Raw genomic sequence first — 16,842 nt, 5'->3', positions numbered from 1 at the left:
GGCAGGCGCGGCAGCAGCCAGCCGGAACAATCGATGACGAAGATCGACTGCGCGCGCGGGCGATCATCCGATCTCCGACTGGTAGCGCTCCCGCAACGTCTTCTTGTCGATCTTGCCGGTGCCGAGCTTGGGCAGCGGATCGTCATGGACCCAGAGCCGCGCCGGCAGCTTGAACGCGGCGAGGCGGTCCTTGAGGAATGCGGTCAGGCCGTCCTGGTCGAGGCAGCGATCGTCTTCGCAATAGATTACGGCGGCGGGCACTTCGCCGAGGCGATCGTCGGGGATCCCGAACACGGAGGCTTCGGAGATCGAGGGATGGGCGTAGATCGCCGCCTCTACCTCCTGGCAGCTGATATTCTCGCCGCCGCGGATGATGATGTCCTTCTTGCGGTCGACGATGAACAGATAGCCGTCCTCGTCGAGATAGCCGATGTCGCCCGTCTTGAGGTAGCCGTCGGGGGTGAAGGCGTTCGCGCTCGCCTCCGGATCGCGCCAGTAGCTGCGGATGTTCGCCGCCGATCGGATCGCGATCTCGCCGACCTCGCCTGCCGCCAAGCGGCTGTCGCTCTCGCCGAGAATCGCCAGTTCGACGAAGGGATGATGCGGGCGGCCGGTCGAGGCCGGCTTGTCGGCATAATTCTGCCAGACGTTGCCGCAGCCGATCGCGTTGGTCTCGGTAAGCCCGTAGCCCAGTGCCGGTTGCGCCCTGGGGAAGCTCTCCTGCAGGCGCTTGACGTGGGCGACCGGACGCGCGGCCCCGCCTGCGGCGATGTCGGTGAGGGTGGAGAGATCATATTTGTCCCGGTCCGGATGCTGCATCAGCTCCAGGCTCATCGTCGGGACGCCGACGAAATAGGTCACCTTCTCGCTCTCGATCAGCCGCAGCGCCTCGCCCGGATCCCATTTCGACATCAGCACCATGGTCCGGCCGATGACGAAGCTGTTGAGGAGAACCGGAACCTCGCCGGTCACGTGGAAGAGCGGCACGTTGACCAACGTACGCGGCGGATTGGCCGGAGGGCGGCCTTCCGTCTCGAGAATGCCGAGCAGGGTCATCAGGCTGATCGAGTAGGTGTAGACGCCGGTGGTGACCGCGCGGTGCGTGGAGACGGCGCCCTTGGCAAGGCCGGTCGACCCCGAGGTGAACAGGATCGTCGCGTCGTCGCCCTCGTCGACCGTCGGCAGATCGGAATCGTCGCCGCCGCGCGCGAACAAGGGCGCCAGTGCCTCGCTGATCGGCCGATCGATCGGCAGGGCGACCGTTTGAATGCCGAGACCCGTCGCCTCGCTGCGCTCCGCGCGCGCGGCATCGGCGAGCACCAGCCGCGGCTCGGTCAGCGTCAGGCCGTGACGGAGTTCGTCCACCTGCCACCAGCCGTTGACCAGGGTGGCCACCCCGCCGGCCTTGACCACCGCCATGTAGGTGACGATCCAGGCCGGGCAGTTGCGCATCGCGATCGCGACCCGATCGCCCTTGCCGATGCCCCAGCCGCCGACCAGGCATTTGGCAAGCCTGGTCGCCTGGGCGTTCAGCTCGGCGAAGGGCAGCCGTTCGCCGTCGGCGATGACTCCGATCGTCTCTCCATTCAGCATGCAGAAGATGTCGAAGAAGCCGGGCAGGGTCGCCGGAAAATTGGTGACGATCGCACGCCCGGCATCATCCTCGCCGATGACGACGCGGCCGCCCGGCCCCGTCACGGCCGCAAGCACCGCATCGAACTTGCGATCCAGCTCACTCGGCATCCGACTCTCCCTTTTTCTTTTCGTTTCCTCTCGCCCTCCGTAATAGGGTGCGCAGAGTGAGGGGATAGCCTTGATACAGCCGTTACTGACATCTTTGGCAACAGCCGCGTCGGCACCGATCGAGTGGAACAGCCTGGGCCTGCACCCGATCATCCACGATTTCGGCTTTTTCCAGCTGCGCTGGTACTCGCTCGCCTACCTTGCCGGCATCCTGATCGGCTGGTGGTATCTGCTGAAGCTGCTGGCGCGTCCGGGCGCGCCGATGGCCCGCCGCCATGCCGACGACATGGTCTTCTATGGCACGCTCGGCGTCATCCTCGGCGGCCGGATCGGCTACGTTCTCTTCTACCGCCCGGAATTCTACTTCGCCAATCCGCTCGCGATCCTGCGGATCATGGATGGCGGCATGTCGTTCCACGGCGGTGCGATCGGCACCAGCCTGGCGATGTTCTACCTCGCCTGGCGCAACAAGCTGAGCGTGCTCAGGGTGCATGATTACATCGCCTGCATCGTGCCGATCGGCCTGTTCTTCGGCCGCCTCGCCAATTTCGTGAATCACGAATTGTGGGGGCGCCCCACCGACGTTCCCTGGGCGGTGGTCTTCCCGGACGGGGGACCGGTCGGACGTCACCCGAGCCAGCTCTACGAGGCCGGCCTCGAGGGCATCCTGCTGTTCACGATTCTCAATCTCCTCTTCTGGAAGACGGACGCGCGCTATCAGCCCGGCAAGCTCGTCGGCACCTTCCTGCTCGGCTACGGCCTCAGTCGCTTCTTCGTCGAATATTTCCGCCAGCCGGATCGCGGACTCGAGCATCTGTCCTGGGGGCTGACCATGGGCCAGACCCTGACCGTGCCGATGATCCTGATCGGCCTGTTCCTGATCCTGACCGCCAAATCCCGGCGAGAGCGGGTGGAGCCGTTCGCCGGGACGGAGAGTGTCGCCTGACCTTCTGCCGGGTCCTGCCGGAGCGACGATGATCGAGACCAGTCTTGCCGACCGGCTCCGCCGGCTGATCGCGTCGGCGGGACCGATACCGGTCAGCCTCTACATGGCGGAGGCCAACGCCGCTTATTACGGCACCCGCGATCCGCTCGGCCGGGACTTCATCACGGCACCCGAGGTCAGCCAGATGTTCGGCGAACTGGTCGGGCTGTGGATCGCCGATCTGTGGTCGCGCGCCGGGGCGCCGCCGGTCCGTTACGTCGAGCTCGGGCCGGGCCGGGGAACGCTGGCCGCGGACGCGGCGCGGGCGATGCGGGCCGCAGCGCTGGCGCCGCCGGTGCACTTCGTCGAAACCAGCCCCACCCTGCGCGCGGCGCAAGCGGAGCGGGTCCCCGGCGCGACCTGGCACGATCGGTTCGCCGACATTCCGGGCGACGAACCCTTGCTGGTGGTCGCCAACGAATTCTTCGATGCTCTGCCGATCCGGCAGTTCGTCCGCGGCCGTGCCGCCTGGCACGAGCGCCTGGTGACGATCGAAGGCGAACGATTCCTTCCCGCGGCCGGCCCGAGCGTTCCCGACGCGGCGATTCCCGAGAGTCTGCGCGGTGCCGACGAAGGCAGCGTGCTGGAAGTCGCTCCGATGGCAGCGGCCGTCATCGGCGACATCGCCGATGCGATCGCCGCCCGCGGCGGGGCTGCCCTGGTTTTCGACTACGGCCATGTCCGCACCGGACTCGGTGACACGCTGCAGGCCGTGGCTGCGAACCGCTACGCAGACCCGTGGGTGGCGCCCGGCGACCAGGACCTCACCGCCCATGTCGATTTCCAGGCGCTTGGGGACGCCGCCCGGCGGGAACGGGTCAGCCTGTTCGGGCCGACGACGCAGGGCGCCTGGCTCAGCGAGATGGGCATCGATGTCCGCACCGAGGCCCTGTCCCGCGCCGCGCCGGGCCGGTCTCCCGAAATCGCCTCAGCCCGCGATCGGCTGGTCTCGCCGCGCCAGATGGGCGCCCTGTTCAAGGCGATGGCTTTCGTGGCAGAGGGCTGGCCGCAACCCGCAGGATTCTGACGTGCCCGATTTTCGCCTCCGCGACGCAACCCCCGACGATGCTCCGATCCTGTCCGATCTCGGCCGCCGCACCTTCGTCGAGACGTTCGGCCATCTCTACCGGCCGGAGGATCTCGCGGCATTCCTGCGTGGCCACGATGTCGATGCCTGGCAGGCGGAGCTTGCGGACCCGAACTTGACCGTCCGCCTCGCCGAAGACGGCGGAGCAGCGGCCGGTTTCGTCAAGGTCGGCCCGCTCAAGCTGCCGGTCGATACGGACCGGACCGCGGCCGAGCTGCGCCAATTCTACATTTTGAAGCCCTGGCAGGGTGCCGGTCTCGCCCAGATGTTGATGGAGTGGGTGCTCGGAGAAGCGCGCGCACGTGGCGCGCAGGAGCTGTACCTTTCGGTGTTCAGCGAGAATCATCGCGCCCGGCGTTTCTACGAGCGCTACGGCTTCGTATTCGTCGCCCCTTATGCCTTCATGGTCGGTGATCAGGCCGACGAAGACCATATCCTCCGACTGACCTTGGAGGCCGCATGACCATCGCACCCTTTCGCGCCCGAGCGCTCGTTGCCGTCCCGCACGGATTCCTCGGGCGCCGCGGCGGTGTCTCGACCGGGGTCTGCGCCGGCCTGAACGTCGGGCTCGGGGCGGACGACGATCCGCAGGCGGTGCGGACGAACCGGCGCCTCGCCGCCGAGGCGGTGATGCCCGGCGCCGCGCTGGTCACGGTTCACCAGGTCCATTCGGCCGACGCGGTTCACGCAGTGGCGGCCTGGCCGGACGATGCGCGGCCGCACGCCGATGCCTTGGTCGCGGATCGTCCGGGGCTCGTCCTCGGCATCCTCACCGCCGATTGCGCGCCCGTGCTGTTCGCGGATGCGCAAGCCGGCGTGATCGGCGCCGCGCATGCCGGCTGGAAGGGCGCTCTCACCGGAGTCGTCGACGCGACGGTCGCCGCGATGGAGCGGCTGGGTGCCGATCGGAGCCGGATCGCCGCTGCGGTGGGCCCCTGCATCGCGCGCAAGTCGTATGAGGTAGACGAGAGTTTCCTTCGGCGCTTCGCGGCGGCGGCACCGGAGAATGAGCGCTTCTTTTCGCTGGGCCGCGCGGGCCACCATCAATTCGATCTCGAAGGGTTCGTCGTCGCCCGGCTCGCCGCCGCCGGACTGTCGCGGATCGAGGCGCTCGGTCAGGACACCTATTCGCAGCCGGACAGCTTCTACAGCTACCGCCGGGCGACCCATCGTGAGGAACCGACCTATGGCCGTCAGATCAGCCTGATCGCCCTTCCCGCCTGACGGGCGGCACGATCTCTCTCCCGGGCCACTGGCGGGCCGGCCCCGAAGTGCGTTAGGGGCCAATCAACGATTTGGGAGAGCCCGCATGCAAGAAGACGAATCCGACCTGACCGGCACCACGCCGCGCCGCCGTCCGAAGAATTCGGTGCGCGAGGTCGGCGGCCGCCGGCTTCAGCCAGCCACCCTGATGATGGGCCACGGCTTCGATCCGGCGCTGTCCGAAGGCTCGCTGAAACCGCCGATCTTCCTTACCTCGACCTTCGTCTTCGAGAATGCCGCGGCCGGCAAGCGCTTCTTCGAAGGCGTCACCGGCAAGCGCCCGGGCGGCGCCGAGGGCCTCGTCTACTCACGCTTCAACGGCCCCAACCAGGAGATCCTGGAGGATCGGCTGAGCCTCTGGGAAGATGCCGAGGATGCGCTGACCTTCTCGTCCGGCATGTCGGCCATCGCCACCGTGCTGCTGACCTTCGTCCAGCCCGGCGACGTCATCGTCCATTCGGGCCCGCTCTACGCGGCGACGGAGACCCTGATCGGCCGCATCCTCGGTCGCTTTGGTGTCCAGTGGCTCGATTTTCCGGCCGGCGCCGAGCAGGCGCAGATCGAGGAAGTGCTCGGCCGCGCCAAGGCGATGGGCCGGGTGCCGCTCATCTATCTCGAAAGCCCGGCGAATCCGACCAACGCGCTGGTCGACGTCGAAGCCGTGGCGGCGGCGCGCGCGGCCGTGTTCGGTGATGAGCGGCCGCCGATCGCGATCGACAACACCTTCCTCGGCCCGCTCTGGGCGAAGCCGCTCGAACAGGGCGCCGACCTGTCGATCTATTCGCTGACCAAATATGCCGGCGGCCACTCAGATCTCGTCGCCGGCGGCGTGGTCGGCGCCAAGGCCCTGCTCGATCCGATCCGGATGATGCGCAACACGATCGGCACGATCACCGATCCGAACACCGCCTGGATGCTGCTGCGCAGCCTCGAGACCCTGGAACTGCGCATGACCCGGGCCGGCGAGAATGCCGCCAAGGTCTGCGCCTTCCTGCGCGATCACCCGAAGGTCGAGAGCGTCGGCTATCTCGGCTTTCTCGAAGATGGCGGCGACGCCCGCCAGGCGGACATCTACCGCCGCCACTGCACCGGCGCGGGCTCGACCTTCTCGCTCTATCTGAAGGGCGGCGAGAAGGAGGCTTTCGCCTTCCTCGATTCGCTCAAGATCGCCCATCTCGCGGTCAGCCTCGGCGGCACCGAGACCCTGGCCAGCGCGCCGGCCGCCATGACCCATCTCTCCGTGCCGGAGGAGCGCAAGCAGGCGCTCGGCATCACCGACAATCTCGTTCGAATCTCGATCGGGGTCGAGGATCCGGACGATCTGATCGCCGACTTCAGCCAGGCGCTAGACGCGATCGGCTGAGGGAGTCCGTCGGGGCACCACGATCACTCGATCGATCGTGATCGTGGTGCCCCGGCTTCTCATTCCTTTGCCCAGTCCACCACTTCCCAGCCTTCCGCCTTCGCCAGCCGGACGAGGCGCGCATGGGCATTGGCGGCGACCGGCTCGTCGCTCCAGCGATGGACGTGGTGATCGGACACGTGGTCCGAATAGAAACGGATGTGCACGGCGTCGCGGGTGAGCCCTTCGCGCGCCATCCACTGCTCGATCATGTCGAGCTTGGCCGCGCCGTAGCAATTGTTGCCGTCGATCCTGGCGATGATCCGCCCGTCCGCATCGAGCCCCGTCTCGGTCGCGACGACATCGTCGAAGCCGAGACGGCGCGCGATCGCCGCCGCGTAGAGACGGTAGGAGGCCGTCGCCATGACCAGCCGGCGTCCTGCCGCGCGATCGGCGGCGATGCTCCTCCGGGCGCCCGGCATGATGTTGCCTGCAATCTGCTTGTCGGCGAAGCTCTCGATCACCGGTTCGAGCCCCGCCGAGGTCACACCGCGGCCGATCAGGAGGTTGTAATTCCATTCCTTCAGCGTCCCGCGCTGGATCAGGCGAAGGACGTACGCCAGCATGGTCAGCAGCACCAACGGGAACAGCAGCAGCCGCCAGGGTGCCAGCCGTGTCGCGGCGTGGATCAGGAATGGGGTGTAGGTTGCATGCCGGGTGATCGTCCGGTCCATGTCGTAAATTGCGAGTTGCGCCTTCATGAACCGGCGGAAGCATGTTTGGATGTCTTTTGTCCAGCTTGCCCAGCGCCGAGAATTGAAGCATGTCGCTCGCATGAGCACAGTCGCCCGTTGCAACGAAACCACAGAAAACGGACGCCGGGTGCTTCGCTTCGGGGGCGATCTGACGCTCGCGCGGCTGGGGGTGCTTCCAACCAAGCTCGATCGACTGAAAGGGCGCGATCTCGTCGTCGACCTTTCGGGCGTCGGCCGCATGGACACGATCGGCGCATGGACGATCCATCGCCTGGTCCGCGATCGCGGCGGCGAGGTGGTCGGCGCGAGCGAGGCCAACGGCTCGCTGCTGCAGCAGATGGCGGAACTCGATCAGCCGGTGAAGGTCCGGCCCGATCCGCCGCCCGCTTTCGCCCGGGTGCTGGACCAGCTCGGCACCGCGACGGTGGAGGCCGGCCGTACGCTCGTCGGTCTGCTCGCTTTTTTCGGCGCGATGCTGATCGGCGTCGCCAAGGTGATCCGGGAACCGCGCCGGTTCCGGCTCAACGCCGTGGTTCAGCGCTTCGAGGTGGTCGGCGTTCACGCCTTCGGCATCATCGGCCTGATGAGCTTCCTGGTCGGCATCGTCATCGCCCAGCAGGGCGCGGTGCAGCTGCGCCAATTCGGTGCCGAAGTGTTCACGGTCAATCTGATCGGGCGAAGCGGCGTCAAGGAACTGGGCGTACTGATGACCGCGATCATGGTCGCCGGTCGCTCCGGCTCATCGTTCGCCGCCCAGCTCGGTTCGATGAAACTCGCCGAGGAAGTCGACGCGATGCGCACCATCGGAGTCTCGCCGATGGAAGCTTTGGTGCTGCCGCGCGTCTTCGCCACCGTGATGATGATGCCGCTCCTCTCCTTCTACGCCGCGATGGTGGTCGTCCTCGGCGGCGGCATCTTCTGCTGGATCGGTCTCGACATTCCGCCGGTCACCTACGTCCAGCGCATTCGCGAGGTGGTGCCGCTGACCGATCTCTGGCAGGCGCTGATCAAGGCGCCGGTGTTCGGGCTGATCATTGCGCTCGCCGGCTGCTACCAGGGGATGCAGGTGGAGGCGAATGCCGAGGAAGTCGGCCTGCGCACCACCACCGCGGTCGTTCAGGGCATTTTCCTGGTGATCGTGCTCGATGCGTTCTTCGCCGTCTTCTTCACTGAGATCGGCTGGACATGAGCGAACCGCAAGCCGCTCGTCAGACCGACGAGCGTGAGAACATCATCGAGGTGCACGGCCTGAAGAATGCCTTTGGCGAGCAGGTCATCCACGAAGGCCTCGATCTCGAGGTTCGCCGCGGCGAGATCCTCGGCGTGGTCGGCGGATCCGGCACCGGCAAATCGGTGCTGATGCGCTCGATCATCGGCCTTCAGCAGCCCAACGAGGGCGACGTCCAGGTCTTCGGAACCGGCATCGGCCGCGCCAACGAGGCGCAGCTTCAGGCCATTCGCAAGCGCTGGGGCATTCTGTTCCAGGGCGCCGCCTTGTTCTCCACCTTGACCGTTGCCGAGAACGTGCAGGTGCCGCTGCGGGAATTCTACCCGCGGCTTTCCGACAAGCTGCTGGATGAGATCGCCGCCTACAAGATCGTCATGGCCGGGCTGCCGGCGGATGCGGGGCCCAAATATCCGGCCGAGCTTTCCGGCGGCATGAAGAAGCGCGCGGGTATCGCCCGCGCGCTCGCGCTCGATCCGGAATTGCTGTTCCTGGACGAGCCGACCGCGGGCCTCGACCCGATCGGCGCCTCCGCCTTCGATCAGCTGATCCTGGATCTGCGCGCGCGCCTCGGCCTGACCGTGTTCCTGATCACCCACGATCTCGACACGCTGCACGCCATCTGCGACCGTGTCGCGGTGCTCGCCGATCGCAAGGTGGTGGCGGTCGGAACGATTCCGGAATTGTTGGCTTTGGATCACGAATGGATCCAGGAATATTTCAGAGGGCCGCGCGGACGTGCGGCCGAGGAAGCGGTCGAGGCCGAAGAGGCCAGGCAAGACGCCGCAATGCAGGACGGGGGCGGTAACGTCTGATGGAAACGCGTTCCAACCATATCCTGGTCGGCAGCGTCGTGCTGGCGATGATCCTCGCCGTGCTGGGCTTCATCGTCTGGCTCAGCCAGGCGTCGGGCAATGCCGACAAGCAGTTCGACATCTTCTTCAACCAGGCGGTGGACGGTCTTGCCGAAGGCTCCGCCGTCACCTTCTCGGGCGTGCCGGTCGGACAGGTCCGATCGATCAACCTCGAGCCCAAGACGCCGCAATTCGTGCGCGTCAGGATCGCGGTTCGCGACAACACGCCGGTTCTGGTCGGCACCACAGCGACCATCAACGGCGTCGGTTTCACCGGAGTCTCGCAGATCCAGCTCGATCCGCCGGAGCGGGACCCCAAACGTCCCGCCGGGCCGCAGCGCGAAATCACCTGTGCGGTGACTCAATGCCCCTATGACGCACCGATCATCCCGACCAAGCCCGGTGCGCTCGGCCAGCTGCTGAGCAGCGCGCCCGAGCTGCTCGATCGGATCACCACCTTGACGGCGCGGCTCACCGAATTGCTGTCGGATCGCAACCAGGCCTCGATCGCGTCGATCCTCGAGAACGTGCAGGTGATCAGCCGCAACCTCGCCGAACGCTCGGGCGAGATCGCGGCAACGATGGCCGAGGCGCGGATCGCGATCCGGCAGGCCGGCCAGGCGGCGGAGGAGTTCGGCCAGCTCGCCGACACCAGCGACCAGATCCTGCAGAAGGATGCCCGGCCGCTGATCGCCGACCTGCGCCAGACGATCCGCGCGGCGGAGACGAGCATGAAGAGCCTCGACGACGTCATCGGTCAGGCCAAGCCGGGCGTCGAGACCTTCTCCACCCGTACCCTTCCCGAAGTCGGCCAGCTGATCCGCGATCTTCGTGCGACCAGCCAGTCGCTCCGCAACATCAGCGAACGCATCGACCAGCGCGGTATCGGCGGGGTCGTCGGCGGCGAACGCCTGCCCGATTATGCGCCGAAGAAAAGGTGATGACGATGAACCGCAGCAAGCTCCTTCTCGCCGCGACGGCCTGCCTTTCGCTCTCCGCCTGCTTCGGCGGCGCCAAGGTTCCCGCCGAATTGCTGACCCTGAGCTCCACCCAGGTTCGCGCCCCCGGCGAAGCCCGCGCGGCGGAGCAGGGGCGGGTGATCACCGTGATCTCGCCGACGGTGCCGCAAGCGATCAGCAACACGCGCGTGCCGGTCTATGTCAGCCCCACCTCGATCCAGTATCTCAAGGATTCGCAGTGGATCGAAAAGCCCAACGAGCTCTTCCGTCAATTGCTTTCGGAGACGCTGGCGGCGCAGACCGGCTGGGTGGTGCTCGATCCGTCCGTCTACGCGCAGGTCCAGGGCGTGGTGCTCGGCGGACAGCTGCTCGCCTTCGGCTTCGATCCGAACCGCATGGAAGCCATCGTCCAATTCGACGCGAATCTCGCCAGGCCCCAGCAGGCTGTCGCGACGCGTCGGTTCGAGGCGCGGGTTCCGGTCACCGCCGCCGACAGCACCCAGATTGCGCCGGCGCTGAATCAAGCCGCCAATCAGGTCGCCGCCGAAGTCGCCGCCTGGGCGGGCTGACCGGGCAAAACTTTCACGTCAAATGATCAAAAGAGAGGCGCGCCACCGGTCCGATGGTGCGCCTCCCCTTTCGCCGGACCGGATCAGGCTGAATCAGCCTGATCCGATCATGGCGACGTCCTCCGTTCAGATGAAATAGGCCGCGGCCGCGGCTGGCGCCGACACCGGGTTGACGAACTCGAACACGTAGTCCGCGCCGACCGTGTACGAACCGTCACCATCGGCATCGACCACCGCGAACATTCGGCCGGCAAAATCGCCGCTGGTCGGGTTGAACAGAACCGCCGAATTGGCCTGCAGCGCTCCGTTCACGGCCGAAGCAAGATCGGCATCGAACGTGACGATGCCGAGTGCGCCGCCGCTTACCGTCCCGGTCCAGCCGGTAACGGCGGTGGGCAGGTCGATCGAGTCGCGGTTCGGTTGGAACCGGTCGATTCGATCGAAATCGATGCCGGTCGACTCCGTCGGTGCGGAATAGGTGAAAGTGTCCCACCCCGCACCGCCGTTCAGCAGATCGCTGCCGAGCCCGCCGTGCAGCACGTCGTCCCCGACACCGCCATAAAGGGAATCATTGCCCGCCCCGGAATCGAACTGGTCGTTCTTGCTCCCGCCCGCGAGAATGTCGTTGCCGCCGCCGCTGTTGACGACATAGCGGCCATCCGTTTCGGCCGTGGCGATGAAGGTCAGATTCTCGCCGGCAACAAGATCGGCGGCATTGATCGTCATGAAGCCGCCGGTGACGACATTGCCGTCGCTCATCGTCAGCGAATAATCGTTGCTGCCGCCGCCGCTCAGCAGGCGGATGATCTCGATGCTCTGCAGACTGGAGCCGCTGAACGTCAGGCCGGCATAGACGCCATCGAGGATCACGCTGTCCGCGCCATCGCCGCCATTGGCGACATCGGCTCCGGTGAGGGCCGCGCCGAAATAGAAGCGGTCGTTGCCGGCGCCGCCAGACGCGACGTCGTTGCCGCCGTCGGCGAGCAGGAACATCTCGTTGGCGCCACTGCCGCTGAGATTGTCGCTGTCGTTACCGCCGTTGACCGTGACGGAACCCCCCACGAGATTGCCGCCCAGGGTCGCGGTGCCGCCGGCAGCGTCGGAATCGGGGCTGTCGACGACGACGCTGAGCGATGGGGCGTTGATCGTCGTGCCCGCGGCCTGGAAGACGCCGTCCGCGGCGAACAGCGAAAGGCCTGCCGAGGTCGTGATGTTCGCGTTGATCCAGAGGTCGGTTCCGCCCTGAAGCAGCAACTGGCCCGCCGCCCGCGTGAGCGAACCGACCACGGACGTGAATCCGCTGCTGACGTTGCCGACATAGAGGCCCGAGGTGGTGATCCGGTCCATTTCGGCATCGGAGAGCTCGAGGGCGGTCGCGCCGTCGACGGCGCTGCCGACCAGGATGTTTCGACCCGCGGTAGCCGTGCCCAGGCGAACCGTGCCGCCGCCGGTGGTGGTGATGCCGGAATCGCCTTCGATCAGCATGCGATCGGCATTGGCAATGACGTTTCCGCCATTGGCGAACAGCGCCGCCGCCGAATTGGCGGCGAGTTCGAGCGTTCCGCCGGCGCCGGTCGTCAGGACCAGGTTCCCAGTTCCCGTGCTCACGCCGATGCTGGCATCGACGCCGTGGTCGTCGCTGACGCTGATGTTGCGACCCGTCGTGATGCTGACGCCGCCATTGCTGCCGGTTCCGAAGTCGTTCGCGGCCATGTCGGCAAAGCCGTCGATGACGAAGTCACGCCCCGCCGTGATGGTGATGCTGCCCGCAGCCCGAACATCGTTGTCGAAATCGGTCCCGCCGGTGCCCAACAGGATGTCGCGCGCGGAGTCGAGCACGATGTTGCCGCCGCGTGCGATCAACGAGTCGAACGACGAAGTGCTGCTGATGTCCTGAGACGCACCGTAGGAGGTGAGAGAGATGCCGCCGGCGCTGTCGACGCCCGCCGAACCGTTGGTATCGGCCAAGGTCACGCTGCCGCCGACGAAGTTGATGTCGCCCGAAGTGACCGTGCGCAAGCCCGCCAGGTCGGCCGAACCGCCGCCGATCGTGGTGGCGGTGTAGCTGAAGATGTCGATACCGCCGGTGTTCGACTCCGCCTCGAGCGTTCCGGCCTGTATCCGGAGCTGATTGCCCACCCCGATGCCGGTGCCGGCGCGCATCAGCAATGTCGACGCGAGAAGGTCCTGGGTCCCGTCGCTTCCGAATTCGCCGATCGTGGTGTTGGCGCCGAGCGTGATCGTGCTCGATGTCTGGAGGAAGTTGACGCCGATTGCGTCGGGCCGGACAGCGGCGTTGGTCAGGCTGCCGATCGTGAAGCTGGCATTGGCCAGGGAATCGGTCACGTTGACGTTCACGTTCTGCCCGGCGCGGCTGAGCACGGTGATGCTGTCTGCCGGATGCACGAAGGTGGTGAACACGGTGCCGTCGGGCGCACGCACGATCGACGTGCCGTTGCCGGCAATGCCATCATCTTCGATCGTGTAGGTGCCGTTGATACCACCAGAAAGATCAATCGTTATTGCCACGTATCTACTCCCCATCAGTCATGGTTGATTATGGTTGGTCGGTGTGCAGAGAAAGAGCGGGCGGGTGATCCGTTGTCGGACCAAGGCCACTAAGGTTCGCGCGGCTCGCGAAGGCTGGTCAGCCGGGACGGAGCGAAATGGCGCACTCCATGCCAAGATTACCGCCGCCGGCGAACGGCGGGTCGCCGTTCGCCAAAGCGACAATCGACCCATCCTTGCCCGCGCAACCATCGTCCTGGCGCGGTTGGAGGGCGTTCCCCGCTCCGGAGTATCGGATCCTGATGGCCATGGAGTTCCTCCCTTTGGCGGGCGCTCCGCCGGCGCGCCCTTCCGAGCTCGCACGCAAAGCTCGGCCCAACCCTGTGGAGACTCACACACGAAGCGGCATCGACTTCATGGCACAAAGGCGCTGGTCTAGCAAAGAAACAAAAGCAGGAATCGAATGACGAGGCCGGAAAGTACCCGCTTTTGATATCAGCTATCGGAAGTCAGCCCAAAGTTTCCAAGTAAAACTTGATTTCACGACTTTCGAAGCTGGATCGTTTGCAGACGCAGGGTCCGGCCGGGATTCTTGGAGACGCGCTCCTTCACCCCCTGCCAGACGCGGAGATAACGCAGCAGAAACAATCCTGGCAATGACTTACGCGAGACTCTTTGAAACCTGCTCGAACACGTCTTTCGACAGCTGCGGTGACGCAACGATTCGCTCCAGCTGCGCCTTCATCCGGTCGGCCCGCACGGGATCGAAGCGGCGCCAGCGGCCGAGCGGCGGCACCAGCCGCGCCGCCGTCTGCGGATTGAGCCGGTCGACGGCCAGGATCATGTCCGCAAGGAACGCATAGCCTCGGCCCGACGGATCGTGGAAAGCGCGTTGATTGGCGGCGAAGGCGCCCACCAGCGCGCGCATGCGGTTGGGGTTGGACAGGGTGAAATCGGGGTGGGCGGCAAGCGCCTCGACGGCATCGAGCACGTCGTCGCGGGTGGAGAGCGCCTGAACCGAGAACCATTTGTCCAGAACCAGGGCATCGTCGCGGTAGCGATCGTAGAAGGCGGCAAGCGCGCCGTGCCGTTCCGCAGCGTCCGAACTGACCAGGGCGGCAAGCGCACCATGCCGGTCGGTCATGTTGTCGGCATCGTCGAACTGCCGCATCGCGAGCGCCGGTGCATCGCTCGCGCCGGCCGCCATCAGATAGCCGAGCGCAACCGTGCGCATCCGTCGCCGGCCCTTGCCTGCGGGCGAATATTCGAACCGGTTGGCGGAACTGGCCGCATAGGCATCGCGCCATTGCCCTTCGAATTCCCGGCCGATCGCGACGCGGAGCGCTTCCCTGGCGCCACGAACCGCTTCGGGATCGACGATGGCCATGTGATCGCCGATGAAGGCCTCGCTTGGCGGCAGCACGGCTTCGGCCACGAACGCCGGGTCGAGCGACGTATCGGCAAGCGTTTCCCGGATGGCGTCCAGAACCGGTCCATGATCCGGCTGACCGCCGGCGATCGCCGACAGCAAGGTGTCGAGCATCAATTGCTGGGTGGCCTCGTAGCGCGCGAACGGGTTGTCGTCGCGCGCGGAGAGAAACGCGAGTTCGGCAAGGGTGCGATCGCTCTCGACCACCACCGGCGCCGAAAAGTCCCGGTTGATCGAAAGCACCGGCCGCTCCGCCAGTCCGTCGAAGACGACCTCCTGCGCCTCGCCGTCGAACACGACCAGGCGCTCGTCGAGCTTGGCGCCGCTGGTCTCACCGAACAAGGCGAGCTTGAGCGGGATCGGCATCGGCTGCTTGGCCGGCTGACCCGGTGTCGGCGGCACCTCCTGTGCGAGATGCAGCACCGCACGTCCTTCTCCCGCATGGCCGAGCTGAGCGCGGACCCGCGGCGTGCCCGCCTGGCTGTACCACCGCCGAAAATCGCCGAGATCGATCCCGCCGCCCTCCTCCATTGCGCGGACGAAATCCTCGCAGGTCGCCGCCTCGCCGTCGTGGCGCTCGAAATAGAGGTCCGTACCGGCACGGAAGCGCTCCGGTCCAAGCAGGGTGTGCATCATCCGGATGAGCTCGGCGCCCTTGGAATAGACGGTGGCGGTGTAGAAGTTGGAAATTTCGATATAGCTTTCCGGGCGCACCGGATGCGCCAGCGGTCCCGCATCCTCCGGGAATTGCGCCGCGCGGAGCATGCGCACGTCCTCGATCCGCTTCACAGCGGCAGAGCCCATGTCGGCCGAGAATTGCTGATCGCGGAAGACCGTGAAGCCCTCCTTCAGCGACAGCTGGAACCAGTCGCGACAGGTGATCCGGTTGCCGGACCAGTTGTGGAAATATTCGTGCGCGACGACTCCGGCGATGGCATCGAAATCGGCGTCCGTCGCAGTCTCGGCATCGGCCAGTATGTAGCGCGAGTTGAAGATGTTGAGGCCCTTATTCTCCATCGCGCCAAAGTTGAAATCGGCCACCGCGACGATGTTGAACACGGCCAGATCATATTCGCGGCCATAGACGTCCTCGTCCCATTTCATCGAAGCCTTGAGCGCGGCCATCGCGTGATCGGTCTTGGCGAGATCCGGCTCGCGCACCCAGATGCCGAGATCGACGGCGCGCCCCGACGCGGTCACGAACCGGTCGCGATTGGCGACGAGATCGCCGGCGACGAGCGCGAACAGATAACAGGGCTTGGGGAAAGGATCGTGCCACTCGGCCCAGTGGCGGCCATCGCCGGCATCGCCGGCATCGATCGGGTCGCCGTTGGACAGGAGGATCGGATAGTCGGCCTTGGGTGCCGTCATTCGAACGCGGTAGCGGCTGAGCACGTCGGGACGGTCCGGGAACGGCGTGATCCGACGAAAGCCCTGCGCCTCGCACTGGGTGCACAGGATGCCGCCGGACTCGTACAATCCCATCAACTGGGTATTCGCGCGCGGCGCGATTTCGACGAGGGTTTCGACGGTCGCGGCGGCCGCGGACAGCTGGATGGTAAGAAGATCGCCGGCATAGGAATAATCGGCCGGGCTGCCGTCGACGGTGACGGCGACGATCGTCAACGCCTCGGCGTCCAGCACCAGCGGCCGATCGTGATCGCCATTGCGCTCCACCCGAAGAGTCGACCGAACCCGGCTGCGCTCGGCGCCGAGATCGAAGTCGAGCACGATCTCGGGCACCAGCCAATCCGGCGGACGATAATCCTCGCGGCGGATCGCGGTAGGGACGGCGGGAGCGTTCTGGGCGTCGAGCATGAGATGCGACTTAAGATTGCGCCCGAGCGGGTGCAATGCACCGGGACCGAACAATTGCGCCGCACTGCCCATCCTCGGAGCCGGAGCACGTGCCCGGCGTTGATGGCCCATGCGTCTCGAAAAACAGAATCGCCGTTCCTGTATCGCCCTCCTCATCGGCCTCGCCGCGCTGATCGGGCTGATCATCTGGATGGCGCTCGGCGGGCTCCCGCGCGAAAGTGTCGGGGACGATGTGAAGGGGGATCTCCAGGCGCCCGCGCCACGAACGGCTGGACGGCCGACCGGCTGATCCGCCCAAACAGGAA

At 66.1% G+C, this 16,842-nt stretch carries 14 protein-coding genes; 10 read left to right on the top strand and 4 right to left on the bottom strand.

Annotated features, from left to right (window positions below):
• Positions 1-63: 63 nt before the first annotated feature.
• The gene (locus tag ETR14_RS13525; protein WP_129385316.1) at positions 64-1,743 is read right to left on the bottom strand and encodes a class I adenylate-forming enzyme family protein; all 1,680 of its coding nucleotides are present in this window, start codon (positions 1,741-1,743) and stop codon (positions 64-66) included.
• A gap of 94 nt (positions 1,744-1,837) precedes the next feature.
• On the opposite strand from ETR14_RS13525, the gene lgt reads away from it, so the two are divergent.
• From lgt to ETR14_RS13500, 5 genes are all read left to right on the top strand, one after another.
• Complete coding sequence (gene lgt, locus ETR14_RS13520) at positions 1,838-2,689, top strand: prolipoprotein diacylglyceryl transferase (RefSeq protein ID WP_371416670.1); 852 nt, start codon at positions 1,838-1,840, stop codon at positions 2,687-2,689.
• 28 nt (positions 2,690-2,717) lie between these two features.
• Complete coding sequence (locus ETR14_RS13515; RefSeq protein WP_243455513.1) at positions 2,718-3,755, top strand: class I SAM-dependent methyltransferase; 1,038 nt, start codon at positions 2,718-2,720, stop codon at positions 3,753-3,755.
• A 1-nt stretch (position 3,756) separates the two neighbouring features.
• Positions 3,757-4,278 (top strand): GNAT family N-acetyltransferase, encoded by a 522-nt coding sequence (locus ETR14_RS13510; RefSeq protein WP_129385314.1) that lies wholly within the window; start codon positions 3,757-3,759, stop codon positions 4,276-4,278.
• Entirely contained in the window at positions 4,275-5,039 is a 765-nt protein-coding gene (gene pgeF, locus ETR14_RS13505; RefSeq protein WP_129385312.1) for a peptidoglycan editing factor PgeF, read from the top strand. Before ETR14_RS13510 ends, pgeF begins: the two co-directional genes overlap by 4 nt.
• Before the next feature lie 85 nt (positions 5,040-5,124).
• Complete coding sequence (locus ETR14_RS13500) at positions 5,125-6,441, top strand: cystathionine gamma-synthase family protein (protein WP_129385310.1); 1,317 nt, start codon at positions 5,125-5,127, stop codon at positions 6,439-6,441.
• Between the two features lie 59 nt (positions 6,442-6,500).
• Here the strand turns inward: ETR14_RS13500 and ETR14_RS13495 are convergent, their stop codons facing one another.
• Positions 6,501-7,181: an HAD family phosphatase gene (locus ETR14_RS13495; RefSeq protein ID WP_129385308.1), complete on the bottom strand. Its 681-nt coding sequence runs from the start codon at positions 7,179-7,181 to the stop codon at positions 6,501-6,503.
• Positions 7,182-7,254: 73 nt separating this feature from the next.
• Here ETR14_RS13495 and ETR14_RS13490 point away from each other — a divergent pair, with 73 nt between their 5' ends.
• From ETR14_RS13490 to ETR14_RS13475, 4 genes are read left to right on the top strand one after another with little or no spacing between them, the layout of a single operon-like run.
• The gene (locus ETR14_RS13490) at positions 7,255-8,364 is read left to right on the top strand and encodes an MlaE family lipid ABC transporter permease subunit (protein WP_129385306.1); all 1,110 of its coding nucleotides are present in this window, start codon (positions 7,255-7,257) and stop codon (positions 8,362-8,364) included.
• Entirely contained in the window at positions 8,361-9,215 is an 855-nt protein-coding gene (locus ETR14_RS13485) for an ABC transporter ATP-binding protein (RefSeq protein ID WP_129385304.1), read from the top strand. Before ETR14_RS13490 ends, ETR14_RS13485 begins: the two co-directional genes overlap by 4 nt.
• A complete protein-coding gene (locus ETR14_RS13480) occupies positions 9,215-10,195 on the top strand; it encodes an MlaD family protein (protein WP_129385302.1) in 981 nt (326 codons plus the stop codon). The genes ETR14_RS13485 and ETR14_RS13480 overlap by 1 nt, the downstream gene beginning before the upstream one ends.
• Before the next feature lie 5 nt (positions 10,196-10,200).
• A complete protein-coding gene (locus tag ETR14_RS13475) occupies positions 10,201-10,782 on the top strand; it encodes an ABC-type transport auxiliary lipoprotein family protein (protein WP_129385300.1) in 582 nt (193 codons plus the stop codon).
• Between the two features lie 126 nt (positions 10,783-10,908).
• Here ETR14_RS13475 and ETR14_RS13470 read toward each other — a convergent pair whose 3' ends face one another.
• Entirely contained in the window at positions 10,909-13,311 is a 2,403-nt protein-coding gene (locus tag ETR14_RS13470) for a calcium-binding protein (protein ID WP_129385298.1), read from the bottom strand.
• A gap of 640 nt (positions 13,312-13,951) precedes the next feature.
• Positions 13,952-16,537 (bottom strand): aminopeptidase N, encoded by a 2,586-nt coding sequence (gene pepN / locus ETR14_RS13465; protein WP_129385296.1) that lies wholly within the window; start codon positions 16,535-16,537, stop codon positions 13,952-13,954.
• Positions 16,538-16,646: 109 nt separating this feature from the next.
• On the opposite strand from pepN, the gene ETR14_RS13460 reads away from it, so the two are divergent.
• Entirely contained in the window at positions 16,647-16,826 is a 180-nt protein-coding gene (locus ETR14_RS13460) for a hypothetical protein (RefSeq protein ID WP_129385294.1), read from the top strand.
• Positions 16,827-16,842: the final 16 nt, after the last annotated feature.

Source organism: Sphingosinicella sp. BN140058, from assembly GCF_004135585.1.
Lineage (GTDB): Bacteria > Pseudomonadota > Alphaproteobacteria > Sphingomonadales > Sphingomonadaceae > Allosphingosinicella.
Note: the sequence above shows the minus strand (reverse complement) of the source record. Positions and strands in the feature narration are given on the sequence as shown.

Bases quoted from the DNA above. Each gene is read 5' to 3' on its own strand.
- ETR14_RS13485 (WP_129385304.1), top strand. From the start codon at position 8,361: ATGAGCGAACCGCAAGCCGCTCGTCAGACCGACGAGCGTGAGAACATC.
- ETR14_RS13525 (WP_129385316.1), bottom strand. From the start codon at position 1,743: ATGCCGAGTGAGCTGGATCGCAAGTTCGATGCGGTGCTTGCGGCCGTG.
- pgeF (WP_129385312.1), top strand. From the start codon at position 4,275: ATGACCATCGCACCCTTTCGCGCCCGAGCGCTCGTTGCCGTCCCGCAC.
- ETR14_RS13480 (WP_129385302.1), top strand. From the start codon at position 9,215: ATGGAAACGCGTTCCAACCATATCCTGGTCGGCAGCGTCGTGCTGGCG.
- ETR14_RS13495 (WP_129385308.1), bottom strand. From the start codon at position 7,181: ATGAAGGCGCAACTCGCAATTTACGACATGGACCGGACGATCACCCGG.
- ETR14_RS13460 (WP_129385294.1), top strand. From the start codon at position 16,647: ATGCGTCTCGAAAAACAGAATCGCCGTTCCTGTATCGCCCTCCTCATC.
- ETR14_RS13490 (WP_129385306.1), top strand. From the start codon at position 7,255: ATGAGCACAGTCGCCCGTTGCAACGAAACCACAGAAAACGGACGCCGG.
- pepN (WP_129385296.1), bottom strand. From the start codon at position 16,537: ATGCTCGACGCCCAGAACGCTCCCGCCGTCCCTACCGCGATCCGCCGC.
- ETR14_RS13475 (WP_129385300.1), top strand. From the start codon at position 10,201: ATGAACCGCAGCAAGCTCCTTCTCGCCGCGACGGCCTGCCTTTCGCTC.
- ETR14_RS13515 (WP_243455513.1), top strand. From the start codon at position 2,718: ATGATCGAGACCAGTCTTGCCGACCGGCTCCGCCGGCTGATCGCGTCG.
- ETR14_RS13500 (WP_129385310.1), top strand. From the start codon at position 5,125: ATGCAAGAAGACGAATCCGACCTGACCGGCACCACGCCGCGCCGCCGT.